This window comes from Providencia sp. 2024EL-00732 (assembly GCF_044006275.1).
GTDB lineage: Bacteria > Pseudomonadota > Gammaproteobacteria > Enterobacterales > Enterobacteriaceae > Providencia > Providencia huashanensis.
The window spans coordinates 153,048-167,144 of sequence record NZ_JBIPDG010000010.1 but is presented as its reverse complement, the minus strand read 5'-3'; the positions used below and the strand labels follow the sequence as shown (position 1 = coordinate 167,144).

General features: G+C 41.1%; 12 protein-coding genes and 4 tRNA genes. 13 read left to right on the top strand and 3 right to left on the bottom strand.

Going from position 1 to position 14,097, the window contains the following annotated elements:
- The first annotated feature begins 7 nt into the window (after positions 1–7).
- From rfbA to ACHB7C_RS15725, 12 genes are all read left to right on the top strand, one after another.
- Complete coding sequence (gene rfbA / locus ACHB7C_RS15780; protein ID WP_048605787.1) at positions 8–889, top strand: glucose-1-phosphate thymidylyltransferase RfbA; 882 nt, start codon at positions 8–10, stop codon at positions 887–889.
- Entirely contained in the window at positions 867–1,607 is a 741-nt protein-coding gene (rffC, locus tag ACHB7C_RS15775; protein ID WP_395347847.1) for a dTDP-4-amino-4,6-dideoxy-D-galactose acyltransferase, read from the top strand. The genes rfbA and rffC overlap by 23 nt, the downstream gene beginning before the upstream one ends.
- The gene (gene rffA / locus ACHB7C_RS15770; RefSeq protein WP_042845881.1) at positions 1,594–2,724 is read left to right on the top strand and encodes a dTDP-4-amino-4,6-dideoxygalactose transaminase; all 1,131 of its coding nucleotides are present in this window, start codon (positions 1,594–1,596) and stop codon (positions 2,722–2,724) included. The genes rffC and rffA overlap by 14 nt, the downstream gene beginning before the upstream one ends.
- Entirely contained in the window at positions 2,724–3,974 is a 1,251-nt protein-coding gene (gene wzxE, locus ACHB7C_RS15765) for a lipid III flippase WzxE (protein ID WP_042845879.1), read from the top strand. The genes rffA and wzxE overlap by 1 nt, the downstream gene beginning before the upstream one ends.
- On the top strand, positions 3,971–5,053 hold the full coding sequence (locus ACHB7C_RS15760) for a TDP-N-acetylfucosamine:lipid II N-acetylfucosaminyltransferase (RefSeq protein ID WP_042845878.1): 1,083 nt from the start codon (positions 3,971–3,973) through the stop codon (positions 5,051–5,053). The genes wzxE and ACHB7C_RS15760 overlap by 4 nt, the downstream gene beginning before the upstream one ends.
- Positions 5,050–6,405 (top strand): ECA oligosaccharide polymerase, encoded by a 1,356-nt coding sequence (wzyE, locus tag ACHB7C_RS15755; RefSeq protein WP_042845876.1) that lies wholly within the window; start codon positions 5,050–5,052, stop codon positions 6,403–6,405. The genes ACHB7C_RS15760 and wzyE overlap by 4 nt, the downstream gene beginning before the upstream one ends.
- 9 nt (positions 6,406–6,414) lie before the next feature.
- Positions 6,415–7,167, top strand: a complete 753-nt coding sequence (gene wecG / locus ACHB7C_RS15750; RefSeq protein WP_042845875.1) for a lipopolysaccharide N-acetylmannosaminouronosyltransferase — start codon at positions 6,415–6,417, stop codon at positions 7,165–7,167.
- Between the two features lie 223 nt (positions 7,168–7,390).
- Positions 7,391–8,767, top strand: a complete 1,377-nt coding sequence (locus tag ACHB7C_RS15745) for an amino acid permease (protein ID WP_166685238.1) — start codon at positions 7,391–7,393, stop codon at positions 8,765–8,767.
- 167 nt (positions 8,768–8,934) lie between these two features.
- A tRNA-Arg gene (locus ACHB7C_RS15740) sits at positions 8,935–9,011 on the top strand.
- Between the two features lie 79 nt (positions 9,012–9,090).
- Positions 9,091–9,166 (top strand) — tRNA-His (locus ACHB7C_RS15735).
- A gap of 16 nt (positions 9,167–9,182) precedes the next feature.
- Positions 9,183–9,268, top strand: a tRNA-Leu gene (locus ACHB7C_RS15730).
- A gap of 46 nt (positions 9,269–9,314) precedes the next feature.
- Positions 9,315–9,391 (top strand) — tRNA-Pro (locus tag ACHB7C_RS15725).
- A gap of 765 nt (positions 9,392–10,156) precedes the next feature.
- On the opposite strand, the gene ACHB7C_RS15720 is transcribed toward ACHB7C_RS15725, so the two are convergent.
- Positions 10,157–10,384: a hypothetical protein gene (locus ACHB7C_RS15720; protein WP_042845873.1), complete on the bottom strand. Its 228-nt coding sequence runs from the start codon at positions 10,382–10,384 to the stop codon at positions 10,157–10,159.
- A gap of 346 nt (positions 10,385–10,730) precedes the next feature.
- Between ACHB7C_RS15720 and ACHB7C_RS15715 the strand changes: the two genes are divergently transcribed.
- Positions 10,731–11,528, top strand: a complete 798-nt coding sequence (locus ACHB7C_RS15715) for a DUF1460 domain-containing protein (RefSeq protein ID WP_129466655.1) — start codon at positions 10,731–10,733, stop codon at positions 11,526–11,528.
- A 134-nt stretch (positions 11,529–11,662) separates the two neighbouring features.
- Here the strand turns inward: ACHB7C_RS15715 and hemY are convergent, their stop codons facing one another.
- Complete coding sequence (gene hemY, locus ACHB7C_RS15710; RefSeq protein ID WP_166685237.1) at positions 11,663–12,856, bottom strand: protoheme IX biogenesis protein HemY; 1,194 nt, start codon at positions 12,854–12,856, stop codon at positions 11,663–11,665.
- A gap of 2 nt (positions 12,857–12,858) precedes the next feature.
- A complete protein-coding gene (hemX, locus tag ACHB7C_RS15705) occupies positions 12,859–14,094 on the bottom strand; it encodes a uroporphyrinogen-III C-methyltransferase (protein ID WP_210831945.1) in 1,236 nt (411 codons plus the stop codon).
- Between the last annotated feature and the right edge of the window lie 3 nt (positions 14,095–14,097).

The window sequence follows — 14,097 nt, the reverse complement described above, 5'->3', positions numbered from 1 at the left end:
TGAAAGTATGAAAGGTATTATATTAGCAGGAGGGTCGGGGACGCGATTGCACCCAATCACTCGTGGCATTTCTAAACAGTTATTGCCTATCTACGATAAGCCCATGATTTATTACCCGCTATCAGTACTGATGCTAGCGGGGATCCGTGAGATTTTAATTATCTCGACACCTGACGATTTACCCATGTTCAAACGCTTATTAGGTGATGGACATGAATTTGGTATTGAGTTGAGCTATGCGGAGCAGCCATCACCGGATGGTTTAGCACAAGCCTTTATTATTGGTGAAGAATTTATCAATGGGGATTCATGTTGCTTAGTGCTGGGTGACAATATTTTCTTTGGTCATTCATTTAGCCCGAAATTAAAAACAGTCGCGCAAAGGCAGCAGGGGGCAACCGTATTTGGCTACCAAGTCATGGACCCTGAACGTTTTGGTGTGGTGGAGTTTACTGATGATTTTAAAGTGCTCTCCATCGAAGAAAAACCTAAAAAACCAAAATCTAATTGGGCTGTTACAGGGTTATACTTCTACGACCAACAAGTCGTTGAATTTGCTAAGCAAGTAAAACCTTCTGAGCGTGGTGAATTAGAAATCACTTCAATTAACCAAATGTATTTAGAACGCGGTGAGTTGAATGTTGAGCTATTAGGACGAGGTTTTGCTTGGTTAGATACTGGTACGCATGACAGCTTAATTGAAGCGGGCACATTTGTACAAACTGTTGAAAAACGTCAAGGTTTTAAAGTTGCTTGTTTAGAAGAAATAGCATGGCGTAATGGCTGGCTTACTGATGAGCAAGTTCAGGCTTCAGCAGAGCAACTGAAAAAAACCGGTTATGGGCAATACTTAGAGGATTTATTACGTGTCCGTCCGCGCCAGTATTGATAGTTTGCAATGGGAGAGCGATTTTTTTCAACGCTCGACCGCAAAATTAAATTTCACGGGGGAAAACTCCAATATTATTCTTGCTTATCAAATGGATAAGTTTGATATCGTACAGGCTAAAGTCACGGCGTCTGAAACGGGGCTAATCGATGACTTAGCAAGTATGGGGTTTTCTTTTGTTGAAGGTGAAATTGACTTTGCTCTCACTATTGGCACAGAAAATGCTTATCTTAAAGCAGGTTTAACAGCGGCAGATAATATTGTTACAGCGCAAGTGGATGATATCCCTGCACTGAAACAAGCTGCTGCTTCTGTCTTTAGCAAAAGTCGCTTCCGAGCACCTTGGTATAATGAAGGTGATAGCGGGCGGTTTTATGCTTTATGGATAGAAAAATCAGTACTTGGTACGTTTGATCACACTTGTTTATTAGTTAAAGACGCATCTGGCACAATTTTAGGGTTTGTGAGTTTACGCCATCTTGATGCAGACACAGCACGTATTGGGCTGTTAGCGAAAGTGCCAGAAGCGATAGGGCAAGGAGTGGGTCGTAAGTTGATGTCAGCCGCATTTGATTGGTGTGTACAACACCAAAAAAGACAGTTAAATGTTGCCACTCAAATCAGTAATGTTGCTGCATTAAATCTTTATTCACGTAGTGGTGCTGCCATTGCAAGCACTGCATATTGGTTATACAGGGGACAACATGATTCCATTTAATAAACCGCCAATTGTAGGTACTGAATTAGAGTATATGAAACAAGCCATGGAAAGTGGCAAACTGTGTGGTGACGGTGGTTTTACTAAACGTTGTGAAGAGTGGATGGAAAAACGTTTTGACTGCCCGAAAGTTCAATTAACACCCTCTTGTACTGCTTCATTAGAGATGGCGGCGATTCTAATCGATATTAAGCCGGGCGATGAAGTGATCATGCCTAGTTTTACGTTTGTATCGACATCTAACGCATTTGTGCTGCGCGGCGCAAAAATTGTTTTTGTTGATATCCGTCCAGACACAATGAATATTGATGAAACTAAAATTGAAGCGGCGATTACAGAGCGTACGCGAGCAATCGTGCCAGTTCATTACGCAGGTGTAGCCTGTGAAATGGATACCATCATGGACATTGCCAAAAAGCATGATTTATTCGTTATTGAAGATGCCGCACAAGGTGTGATGTCAACCTACAAAGGTAAAGCGCTGGGTACCATTGGCCATATCGGTTGCTATAGTTTTCATGAAACCAAAAACTACTCTTCGGGTGGTGAGGGTGGGGCAACATTGATAAATGATAAAGATTTAATCAATCGTGCTGAAGTGATCCGTGAAAAAGGGACCAATCGTAGCCAATTTTTCCGTGGGCAAGTCGATAAATATACTTGGCGTGATATTGGCTCAAGCTATCTGTTATCCGACTTACAAGCTGCTTACTTGTGGGCTCAATTAGAAGAAGCTGACAAAATTAATGATCGCCGTTTACTGCTTTGGCAACGTTATTACGACGCGCTACGACCTCTGGCAGAAGCAGGGCGTTTAGTTTTAGCCACAGTACCGGAAGGTATGAAACATAATGCCCATATGTTCTACATTAAGCTTAAGGATGTGGAAGAGCGTACGGCGTTTAATGACTATATGAAATCTCACGGTATTTTGACTGTATTCCATTATGTGGCATTGCACACGAGCCCTGCGGGCTTGGAGTTTGGTCGTTTTCATGGTGAAGACCAATATACAACGTCTGAAAGTGACCGTTTAGTACGCTTACCGATGTTTTACAATATGACGGATGACGAGCAACAAGTCGTCATTGAGCGAATCAAAGCGTTCTTTGCCTAATGTCGTTAGCTAAAGCATCGGTTTGGACTGCTGGCTCTACCCTAATTAAAATTGGGGTAGGCCTGTTAATTGTCAAATTATTTGCTGTCTCGTTTGGCCCTAGTGGCGTCGGGCTGGCGGGGAATTTCCGTCAGTTAATTACGGTACTAGGGGTACTATCTGGTGCAGGGATCTTTAATGGTGTCACAAAATATGTGGCGGAACATCATCAAGACCCACAGAAACTGCGTGCAGTACTCGGGACGTCATCAACGATTATCCTTGGTTTTTCGACCTTATTGGCGATTGTTTTTTTACTTTGCAGTGTGCCAATTAGTGTAGCGCTATTTGATAGTGAGAAATATAGCTCTGTTATTCAAGTAGTTGCCTTGATTCAAATGGGGATAGGTTATTCAAATTATTTCTTGGCTATTCTAAAAGGCTATAGGGACGCATCTGCTAATGCATTAGCGATTATTTTAGGTAGCATAATTGGGGTTTTTGCCTATTATTTATGCTATTTAGTGGGTGGCTACGAAGGGGCACTCGCAGGGTTAGCATTGGTGCCAGCATTGGTCGTATTACCTGCGGCTGGTATGGTTATTAAACGCAAACAGTTTGCGTTGTCATCGCTAAAACCTGCATGGGACAAAGCGATTGCGACTAATTTGGGTAAATTTACCGTCATGGCAATGTTAACTGCGGTGACTTTGCCAGTTGCCTATATCATGATGCGAAATTTACTGGCCCAAACCTATAGTTGGGATGACGTTGGCTTATGGACAGGGGTTACTACTATCTCTGATGCCTATTTACAGTTTATTACCGCCACATTTTCGGTTTATTTGCTGCCAACATTATCTCGTTTGCAGCATAAAAGTGAAATCTCAGCAGAGATCATCAAAGCATTGAAGTTTGTCTTACCCGCAGTGGCCGCAGTGAGTTTCACAGTTTGGTTATTGCGTGACTTTGCGATTTGGTTGCTATTCTCTGAAAAATTTATAGGAATGAGAGACCTTTTTGCTTGGCAGTTAGTTGGAGATGTACTGAAAGTAGGGGCTTATGTATTCGGCTATCTAGTGATTGCCAAAGCCGCATTACGTTTTTATGTTTTAACTGAAGTGAGCCAGTTTGTGCTATTGATGGTTTTTGCACATTGGTTTATTCCAGAGCATGGCGCTGTTGGGGCCACGCAGGCATATATGGCCACCTATATTGTATATTTTACTCTCTGTTGTTGCGTATTTTTGATTTACCGTAGGCGAGCATGACAACCTTAATACATGTACTGGGATCAAACCTCCCACACCATAATCAGACGGTATTGACGTTTTTTAATAACGTAATTTGCCAAGAAATGGCACCGTCAACAAAACCGCATTTTATGGTCGTAAGTGATGATGCGCAGCTTGCTGACGCATATCCACAGCTCGAAATAGAAGTTTTTAGTAGTAAAAAGTCGGTTGCTAATTGCGTGATCCAGCGGGCAAAAGCTGAGCGTCGGACCCGGTTTTTCTTCCATGGGCAATTTAACGCACCAATTTGGCTAGCATTGCTATTTGGCCAAATTAAATCCCATCAGTTTTGGTGGCATATTTGGGGTGCTGATCTTTATGAGGAATCTAACTCATTAAAGTTTAAATTGTTTTATATTCTGCGCCGTTTGGCTCAGAAAAAAGTCGGCCATGTTGGGGCAACACGTGGCGATTTGTGTTATTTCCATCAATCGAATCCGAAAGTGCCTGCATCGGTCTTGTATTTTCCGACTCGAATGGACCCTGCATTGACGATTACTGAGCGTAAGCCCCGTGAAGGTGAGCAATTAACTATCTTACTCGGTAACTCAGGTGATCGTTCTAATCGCCATGTAGAGGCTCTGAGCGCGATTAAACAGCAATTTGGCGATAAGGTTAACGTTATTGTCCCAATGGGCTACCCAGCGAATAACCAAGGTTATATACAGCAAGTCGAACAAGCAGCAAACAGTGAGTTCACCGCAGGGCAAGTGCAAATTCTAAAAGACCGTATGGAATTTGATGATTACCTTAATTTGCTGAAGTCTTGTGACCTTGGCTATTTTATTTTTAATCGCCAACAAGGTGTGGGGACGGTCTGTTTACTTATCCAGTTTGGGGTTCCATTTGTGATAAGCAGGCAAAATACATTTTGGCAGGATTTAACTGCGCAGAATGTACCTGTATTTTTCTATGGTGATGAACTGACAACCTCGCTGGTGGATGAGGCTCAACGTCAAATGAGCTTACTTGATAAACAACATATTGAATTCTTTGCTCCTAATTTCACTGAGGGTTGGAAAGATGTTCTCAGTGCCGCGGAGGAGCGAGCATGACACATGCAGAATTAGGTGGCTTAGCGTTTGTCTACCTGATATCAATTATTTTTATTGGTACTTTGCTTTATAAAGAGTTTGTGCGTGTTCGCTTTAATTTCAATATTTTCTTTTCAATGTTGTATTTATTAACATTTTATTTTGGCTTTCCGCTAACTTGCGCTTTGGTATTCCAATTTGATGTCGCAGTGGTACCGGCGGATTATTTGCTTTATGCACAGTTAGCTGCGACCAGCTTTTATGCAATCTATTACGTTGCCTATAAAACGCGGATTTCGAAGCGTACAGAGGTATCAGGGCGTGCTCTGTTTAGCATGAACAAAGTTGAAACCAATCTAACGTGTATGCTGTTGATATTAATAGCTGTAGTAACAGTTGGTATCTTCTTCATGCAAAATGGTTTCTTATTGTTTAAGTTGAAATCTTATAGCCAAATCTTTTCTAGCCAAGTGTCCGGTGTCGCACTAAAACGCTTTTTCTATTTCTTTATTCCTGCGATGTTGATCGTTTATTTCTTACGACCAACCCAAAAGCGTTGGGTATTCTTCCTTGTGAGTACCGTTGCCTTTGGCTTTTTAACGTATGTTATCGTGGGTGGAACAAGAGCGAATATTATCATCGCTTTTGCTTTGTTTTTATTCATCGGTATCGTGCGTGGTTGGATCACCTTGTGGATGCTAGCTGCAGCAGGGGTAGCTAGTATTGTTGGTATGTTCTGGCTTGCTCTTAAACGTTATGGCCTTGATGTGAACGGAGCAGAAGCTTATTACACTTTTTTATATTTGACCCGAGATACTTTCTCACCGTGGGAAAACTTGGCTCTGCTACTCAGCCATTATGATGAAATGGATTTCCAAGGCCTTGCGCCAATTATCCGTGACTTCTATGTCTTTATCCCATCTTGGGTTTGGCCAGAACGGCCAGATACCGTTTTGAACTCTGCTAATTATTTTACGTGGGAAGTGCTAAATAATCACTCAGGACTGGCGATTTCACCGACGCTTATCGGCTCTTTGGTCGTGATGGGCGGTGTGATTTTTATTCCGCTGGGCGCGATAGCCGTTGGCTTAATTATAAAATGGTTTGACTGGATTTATGGCATGAGCCTAAAAGAACCTAACCGTTATAAAGCCGCCATTATGCAGGCCTTTTGCTTCGGCGCCATCTTTAACATTATTGTTTTAGCGCGAGAAGGGGTCGATTCTTTCGTCTCACGAGTGGTTTTCTTCTGCTTAATATTTGGACTTTGTCTGATTTTAGCAAAATTATTGTATTGGCTATTTGAAACTGCGGGGCTTATCCGCATAAAAACAGCTTCTCTTTTGAGAAGCCAACAGCGTGAAAGTCGCTAAAGGAGTATCATGGAACCGTTATCAACTCAGGCTTCATCCGTTCCACAATATTGCATTCGTGGTCATAATATTTGGGGCTTCAAAAATATGGCCCATTTTTTAGATTATTTGTTTGCAGATGGAGAAACCAAAACGGGAACACTAGTTGCGATTAATGCGGAAAAAGTGATGATCGCTGAAAAAGATACCGCGTTAAATACCTTACTAGGCCAAGCAGAGTACTTGTATGCTGATGGTATTAGTATCGTACGTGCTATTCGCCGTAAATACCCACAAGCGGACGTTTCTCGTGTTGCAGGTGCCGATTTGTGGGAAGGCCTGATGGAAAGAGCAGGAAAAGAAGGCACTCCCGTTTTTTTAGTCGGTGGGAAACCTGAAATTTTAGAGCAGACAGAAAGTAAGCTTCGCGCTCAGTGGAACGTGAATATTGTCGGGTCTCAAAACGGTTATTTTACTGCAGAAGAAAGGGATGCGTTGTTTGAACGTATCCATGCGAGCGGTGCGAAAATAGTGACTGTTGCAATGGGCTCTCCAAAGCAAGAAATTTTCATGCGTGACTGCCGACAGGTACACCCTGAAGCTTTGTATATGGGCGTGGGAGGTACTTATGACGTGTTTACTGGTCATGTCAAACGCGCCCCTAAAGTATGGCAAAACTTAGGGTTAGAATGGTTGTATCGTTTGTTATCGCAGCCATCACGGATCACTCGTCAATTTAAGCTGCTGAAATTTTTAGGCTACTATTACGGTGGTAAGTTGTAACTCTTCCAATAAAGAGACTTGCGTAATTGCTGGTCTCTTTCTTCAAATATTTCTATAATCCCTCAAAAATTAAAGCAATAACGTCGGTTTGTGCTCAATTTTCCTCACAATATGTTTTTAAAATTTGCCTAACTGACATTTTTCGACTGATTACAGTGGTGATGACTACTAAGCTTTAATTAACGCTGTAATTTAACCATGGTAATTTTTGACAGGGGTATTTATGGAAAATCCACAACAGGGACTTCAGCGTGGGCTAGAAGCTCGCCATATCGAGCTTATTGCACTTGGTGGAACCATTGGTGTTGGGCTGTTTATGGGCTCAGCCAGCACGTTAAAATGGGCAGGGCCTTCTGTTCTATTAGCCTATATCATCGCGGGTATTTTTGTTTTTTTCATCATGCGCTCGATGGGAGAGATGCTATTTCTTGAGCCTGTCACGGGGTCTTTTGCTTCTTTTGGTTATAAATACCTTAGCCCATTTTGGGGATGCCTGACTGCTTGGGGTTATTGGTTTATGTGGGTTGCCGTTGGGATCTCAGAAATCACCGCAATCGGTTTTTATGCGGAATACTGGTTTCCTGAGGTACCACAATGGGTTTTTGCTATTATTGCAGTGGTATTAGTTGCTTTAGCAAACTTAGCGGCTGTACGTTTGTATGGGGAATTAGAGTTTTGGTTTGCTATGATCAAGGTCACCACGATTGTGGTCATGATTTTGATTGGTTTAGGGCTAATATTCTTTGGTATTGGTAATAACTTTGAACCTATCGGTTTAGGGAACTTAACAGAGCATGGGGGCTTTTTTGCTGGCGGCTGGAAAGGTTTTCTATTTGCTTTGTGCATTGTTGTAGCTTCATATCAGGGTGTTGAATTAGTAGGGATTACAGCAGGGGAAGCGAAGAACCCCAAAGTCACGTTGAAAAAAGCCATTAATAATATCTTATGGCGTATTTTGATTTTTTATGTAGGGGCGATTTTTATCGTTGTTACGCTTTTTCCTTGGACTGAAGTGGGTCAACAAGGAAGCCCATTTGTTTTGACCTTTGCAAAAGTTGGTATTGTCTCTGCGGCAGCAGTCATCAATTTTGTGGTGTTGACCGCTGCGTTATCAGGTTGCAATAGCGGTATGTATAGCGGTGGGCGGATGCTATACGCATTGGCACAAAATAAACAATTACCAAGTTCATTTTTAAAACTCACAAAAAATGGCGTTCCTGGGCGTTGTGTGGGCTTTACTATCTTGTGTCTGGTTGCAGGCTCTAGTCTCAACTATATTATTCCAAACCCTGAGAAGGTATTTGTGTATGTATATAGTGCTAGTGTTTTGCCGGGGATGGTGCCATGGTTAGTGCTTCTTACTAGCCAGATCCGCTTTCGCCAGCAAAATAAAGAAAAGCTTGAGGGGCACACTTTCAAGTCGATACTATTTCCATGGGTGAATTATGCCACATTACTTTTTCTGGCTTGTGTGTTGATTGGAATGGCGATTAACCCAGATACACGCTTGTCATTAATCGTAGGGGCAATATTTTTATTGGTGGTTTCGGTTCTTTATTTTTTAATTCGCTGGGTGAATAGAGAAAATCAACAGGACTAGCTAAAGTATTTTGGGGTATTTTTAGCGGAAATTGGTTGTCTGAGGGGGTGAATATGCTCTCTTTCTCAGCGAAATGGATAAAAGGCAAGCAATCGATATTTTTATTTCAAAAAGGACTAGACAGCGAGAGGATAAATCCGTACTATCCTCTCCCGCAACGGCGTTAAGCGCCCGTAGCTCAGCTGGATAGAGCGCTGCCCTCCGGAGGCAGAGGTCTCAGGTTCGAATCCTGTCGGGCGCACCATTTTTAGTACGCCGCTACGGTTGGCAAAATGACGTTGTATGTAGTAGAATAGCAACGCTTTGAAAAAAGTGAAGTTATGGTGGCTATAGCTCAGTTGGTAGAGCCCTGGATTGTGATTCCAGTTGTCGTGGGTTCGAGTCCCATTAGCCACCCCATTTTTTTTGTGACATTGCGAGGGTGGCGGAATTGGTAGACGCGCTAGCTTCAGGTGTTAGTGTCCTATGGACGTGGGGGTTCAAGTCCCCCCTTTCGCACCACGAAAAAAGATAACTAATGCTATAAAAATCAGTACTACAAAAATTTCGGCGAGTAGCGCAGCTTGGTAGCGCAACTGGTTTGGGACCAGTGGGTCGGAGGTTCGAATCCTCTCTCGCCGACCAATTTAAAGAACCCCGCTTAATAGCGGGGTTTTTGCTTTTTATTGCCTGGTCTTTTTATTGGCTTCTTTGTCAAAACTTCTTTTCTTTCCCCTTCAGTTGGATCACTTTTGTTGATTGTGTTTTCACATAAGTTTTTTTAAAACAGGTAATATTTTGGAACTGTGAGAATTGCTATTTAACTTATTGTTTTTTCTTGAGAAGAAGATAAGTGTCGTGATCTTGATACAACCCTCTACTTACTTGTCTCCAAAAGGAGACATTTTAATCATTGATTTATAAGAAAAAATAAATAATGAATTTATGATGTCTCTAAATTGAGACAAGCAGGTGTAACGAAATATGAGAAGGGACAATCATAGAGAGAAATTATCTAGCTAGGTTGGATTGATGATTAAAAATAGCGAGTCAATCCGAGGGGTAGAGAGAAATAAAAAAAATAGGCCCAAAAATATAGCTTTTATAAAAGTTGGCACGCATCCTGCATTATTATAGATGTAGATGCTCATCTCACTTCTTATGACAGCAAAGCTTCATAAACCCAGAGATGACGCAAAGCCGATTATCGGTGCCTATTGTCCAACTTAGATGATCAAGAGCTCATCCTCTTACCATCAACGAACGGGCGAAACGTTGAGTGAGGCACCATCCGTCTGTAGACCTGATTGTATTTTACACCTGCCTTGTGCAGGTGTTTTTTTTCTGCAATACAAGCGACTTAGCCCCTTTACTGAAAACGTGAAAGAGGCTGTTAAACAAGATAAGAGACTATTTTTTGCCTTTACTAAACCATTTGCTGAACCAGCGAGTAATGTAGGTATAGCAGAGGATGATGAACGTAATAATAAAAATGTCTTTACTGAGGTCTTCTGTATTAAAGCCAATAAATAGGATAAAAACAAAAGGCGATAAAACTAGCAGAAGAAGATCAAAAAATATTTGTAAACGGTTTGGACTTGCAATAACCCAACGCCAAATAGTTTTAATTACATTCATATAGATATCCCACATTCATTCAAGCCAAGATGTATATTATGCTTTATACACTATGTATTTCCTTTATGACATAGTAATCACAAAATTTGTTTATACCTTGGCACATAAGTGGTTTTATTTTTTTATGATTATGTCACCTAGCGTGATATTTGTATTTTGTTTCTTTATTTTTGACAGCGTAAAACATTCGTTTGAATTAAAGTGAAATGCTGTTATTTTTCGCTTAAAAATACACATTATTAGTATTTAAATTAAACCTTAAATAAACAATTTCTTACTTTACCTTGTCAGTAAAAATAAATCATCTTTAACTGATGATTCATTTTCCCAAGGAAAGGTATTTAAAATGAAATTTTTATTTTTTGCATTGCTTTCTTTTTGTGCAGTCTCTTTTTCATCAACTAACCAGCCAAATTATTTATTAGATATGAGTGATGATTCTAAATTAGCATTGGATCAGGTTATTCATAAAGTAATAATACCAAATCAAGGTCTACCCTATGGCAATCTTATTGAGCAAGTTTCTAGTGTTTTTCTGGGGATGCCGTATGTCGCCAACACATTAGTTGGTGGACCAAACGTCAGTGAAGTACTTGTTGTTAATTTAGAAGGTGTTGACTGTTTTACTTATCTGGATTATGTCGCGGCACTAAGCAAATCAAACAGTAGGAATACGTTTTTAAGCGCCCTTGTGAATACGCGTTATAAAGACAGTGATGTTGCTTATTATAAAAGAAAACACTTTTTTACTGACTGGTATGCGGTATCACCACAAAATGCGACAGATGTGACAGCATTAATTAGCTCTGAGTCGGTTACAGTTGAAAAAAAATTAAATCAAAAAGCAGATGGTAGTGAGTTTATTAAAGGATTAGGTATTCACTCAAGAAAGGTAACCTATATTCCTACTCATGCAATTAATGAAATGGTTCTTAATAACTTAAAAACAGGCGATTATATTGGTATTTATTCACCAATTAAGGGGTTAGATGTTTCCCACACAGGTATTGTGATTAGAAAGGATAATCAGGTTTTGTACCGAAATGCATCATCACTTTCAAAGAATATGAAGGTTGTTGATACAAACTTCCTAGAATATATATCCTCCAAGACGGGTATTATCGTTCTTCGTCCTATTATCTAATTGGATATATGGGGCTAACAAATATGAATTAGCCCGTTATTTTACTTAACGATAAACTAACGGGTAGGTTTGTATACTAAATAAAATAGCCCCTAAGGTAACTTCTTGGGGGCTATTATAATTAATATAGCCTTTTATGAACGCTCTTGGTTCAATGAGTGTATTAAGGCCTCTTGGCGAATTTTTGCTGCTTCATTCGGTTTATGTAATTTGTCGAAAGCATCAGCTAACCATGATGCATCTTGTACATCAAAACGTTGAGCTAAGGCAGCTTTGAAATAAGTTTCTGCTTTATCCCATTGAGCATGCTGCAGTGACAAAACCCCCAATGTACTGTTTAGTAATGGCGTTGCCCCATTTTGCTTTTGCAGATGTAAAAGCGTTTTTTCAATAATTTCAGGGTGTTCGCTATTAAGCTTCGGCACTAACAATAATAAGCGCTCATCATATTGCTGCTTTAAGCCGTCAATGACCATTTTTTCAGCACTGTTAATGTCGCCACATTCAATTAAGTGTTCTGCTAAAAAAGCCTGCAATGCAGTTTCATGGCGGACGCGGCGAGGCTGAGCTTTCCACCAAGCCTTCAAGCCATCACTCCCACCTTCAGCCATGCATTGGTTCATTAACCCTTTGTAAGCTTTCAGTTTTAATGCGTCTAACTCGTCTTCAGTGTGTAATTGTACTTTGGCCATTACAGGTAATAATTCGATCAGTGCTTGGTAAGCCCCTGAACGTAAATAAGCTTGTTCGGCTAGGCGTAAAACCTCTGGGTGCCTCGGTGCTTTATCGAGAAGTTTATCAATGCCGTTACGAGCCGCGTGTACTTCGCCTTCAGCTAATTGGATGCGAACGCGACTAATATCAACAGGGAGTTGATCATTACCTGCGGCTTCTGCTGCCCTATCTAAGTATTGGTGGGTACGGTATTCATCACCGCGCTGTTGTGCCGCCTCTGCTGCCATTAAATAGTTGATTACAGGTTGTTGGGAAAAATCAGCATGCTTGCTCATCAATTTTTCAACCTGCTCAAAATCACCTTCAGCTAACTTGAGTAGGGCTTTTTGCGTTTGGGTGTGTGCTTTATGATATTTACGACCACTTACCCAACCTTTAGTCCGTGATGTGGTGCTCATAAAGCGGCGGTAACACCAACCAAGAAATAGCAACACGAATTGGAGTAAAATAAAGCCCAATATCAGGCTCGTTACACTGGTTGTAATGTCGTAGTTATCGGTGCGAATAAAAACATAGCCTTGGTGACCGGCTAATAGTGGCCCTAAGATGACACCTGCGATAAGAACAATAAATAGGATCAGTACCTTAATCATTGTTACCCCCTATTTCCAGCAGGCTCAGTTGACTCAAAAGGGTGTGGTGTATCTGCTGGTTCTGCTTTTTGTGTCTCAGTCGCGGGAACTGCGGCATCTGCTGCGGCATCAACAGCACCATCATTTGCCTTAGTACTGTCAGAGGATTGAGCAAGTAAGCTACGCACTCGCGTTTGCATGACTTTCTCTAGCTTTTCTTGGCTTTCTAAGGCGTCAGGCATTTCAACATCAATCGGTTGATTAATTAGCTCGTCAATGGTTGATAAGAACGCTTTCGTTTCCGGCGCTTCAGTATCAAAATAAGCTCTTACCCATGTTGAAGCCTGCTCAAGCGACTGTTTGTATGTTTCTTCTTGGAAGCGAGGAACGGCTTGAGCTGCGATTAGCAACTGTGAACGAATGTTTTCACGAAGGTAAATGTCTTGATTTGGGGCTAGTAGTGGTGCTTCAGAACCGTCACGAGCCCTGACGGTGATGAAATCGTTAGTGAAGCTTTTCCAACTACGAGATAAGTTTTGTTGCCAATCAGAAATGTCATCACTGACTTCGGCATTATCTTCATTTTTAGCATCACCACTGTTTAAATCGGCTAAACGTAAGTTATCAACGTCATTACTGAGTTGGTTTAGGCGTAAGATAATACCGTCATAGTCGACTTGATTGATGGCGGCTAATTTTGCCATGTCATTGTTAATTGACTTGCGAATATCGAGCAGACTTGGGTCGTTCATTTCAGCCAAACTAGAGTCTGCACTTTTTAATAGGACAGCTGCTGTGACAGGGTCGTGGTCGTTCCACAGTTTTCTTCCTGCCATTTTTACCATAAAGTCAGCTTGTGCAATCAGCCAGCTTTTAACATCACTACTGGAAAGGGCAGTCACGTGAGCTTGCAGTTCTTGCATGCGACGATTGAGCCTATCTTCATACTCGCGAGATTGGTTTTTCATCTCAGTATTCGCGGTAATTAGGGCATCTAAACGTTGTCTATCTGAATTTTGTTGTTCGATTAAATCACTCAATTGCTGTTTTAGTTCATTGTTTTCATTTACTAAAGTTGCATTGTTTTGTTGAGTGAAATAATAAAGACCACCACCAATGGCGATGATAATAGCGATAGCAATTACTCCGCCAATGAGACCAGAACGTTTTTGTTCCGAAGAGGTTTTTTTTTCGGAGTGCTGTTGTTTTGCACCTGTTTCTGGGGTAACCGTCTCGGTTGTTTTATCGTGTTCCGTCATAAA

What these genes read in the sequence shown, in the direction of transcription:
- wzyE (WP_042845876.1), top strand. Translation starts at nt 5,050, where the DNA reads ATGACACATGCAGAATTAGGTGGCTTAGCGTTTGTCTACCTGATATCA.
- rffA (WP_042845881.1), top strand. Translation starts at nt 1,594, where the DNA reads ATGATTCCATTTAATAAACCGCCAATTGTAGGTACTGAATTAGAGTAT.
- ACHB7C_RS15715 (WP_129466655.1), top strand. Translation starts at nt 10,731, where the DNA reads ATGAAATTTTTATTTTTTGCATTGCTTTCTTTTTGTGCAGTCTCTTTT.
- hemX (WP_210831945.1), bottom strand. Translation starts at nt 14,094, where the DNA reads ATGACGGAACACGATAAAACAACCGAGACGGTTACCCCAGAAACAGGT.
- ACHB7C_RS15720 (WP_042845873.1), bottom strand. Translation starts at nt 10,384, where the DNA reads ATGAATGTAATTAAAACTATTTGGCGTTGGGTTATTGCAAGTCCAAAC.
- wecG (WP_042845875.1), top strand. Translation starts at nt 6,415, where the DNA reads ATGGAACCGTTATCAACTCAGGCTTCATCCGTTCCACAATATTGCATT.
- ACHB7C_RS15745 (WP_166685238.1), top strand. Translation starts at nt 7,391, where the DNA reads ATGGAAAATCCACAACAGGGACTTCAGCGTGGGCTAGAAGCTCGCCAT.
- hemY (WP_166685237.1), bottom strand. Translation starts at nt 12,856, where the DNA reads ATGATTAAGGTACTGATCCTATTTATTGTTCTTATCGCAGGTGTCATC.
- wzxE (WP_042845879.1), top strand. Translation starts at nt 2,724, where the DNA reads ATGTCGTTAGCTAAAGCATCGGTTTGGACTGCTGGCTCTACCCTAATT.
- ACHB7C_RS15760 (WP_042845878.1), top strand. Translation starts at nt 3,971, where the DNA reads ATGACAACCTTAATACATGTACTGGGATCAAACCTCCCACACCATAAT.
- rfbA (WP_048605787.1), top strand. Translation starts at nt 8, where the DNA reads ATGAAAGGTATTATATTAGCAGGAGGGTCGGGGACGCGATTGCACCCA.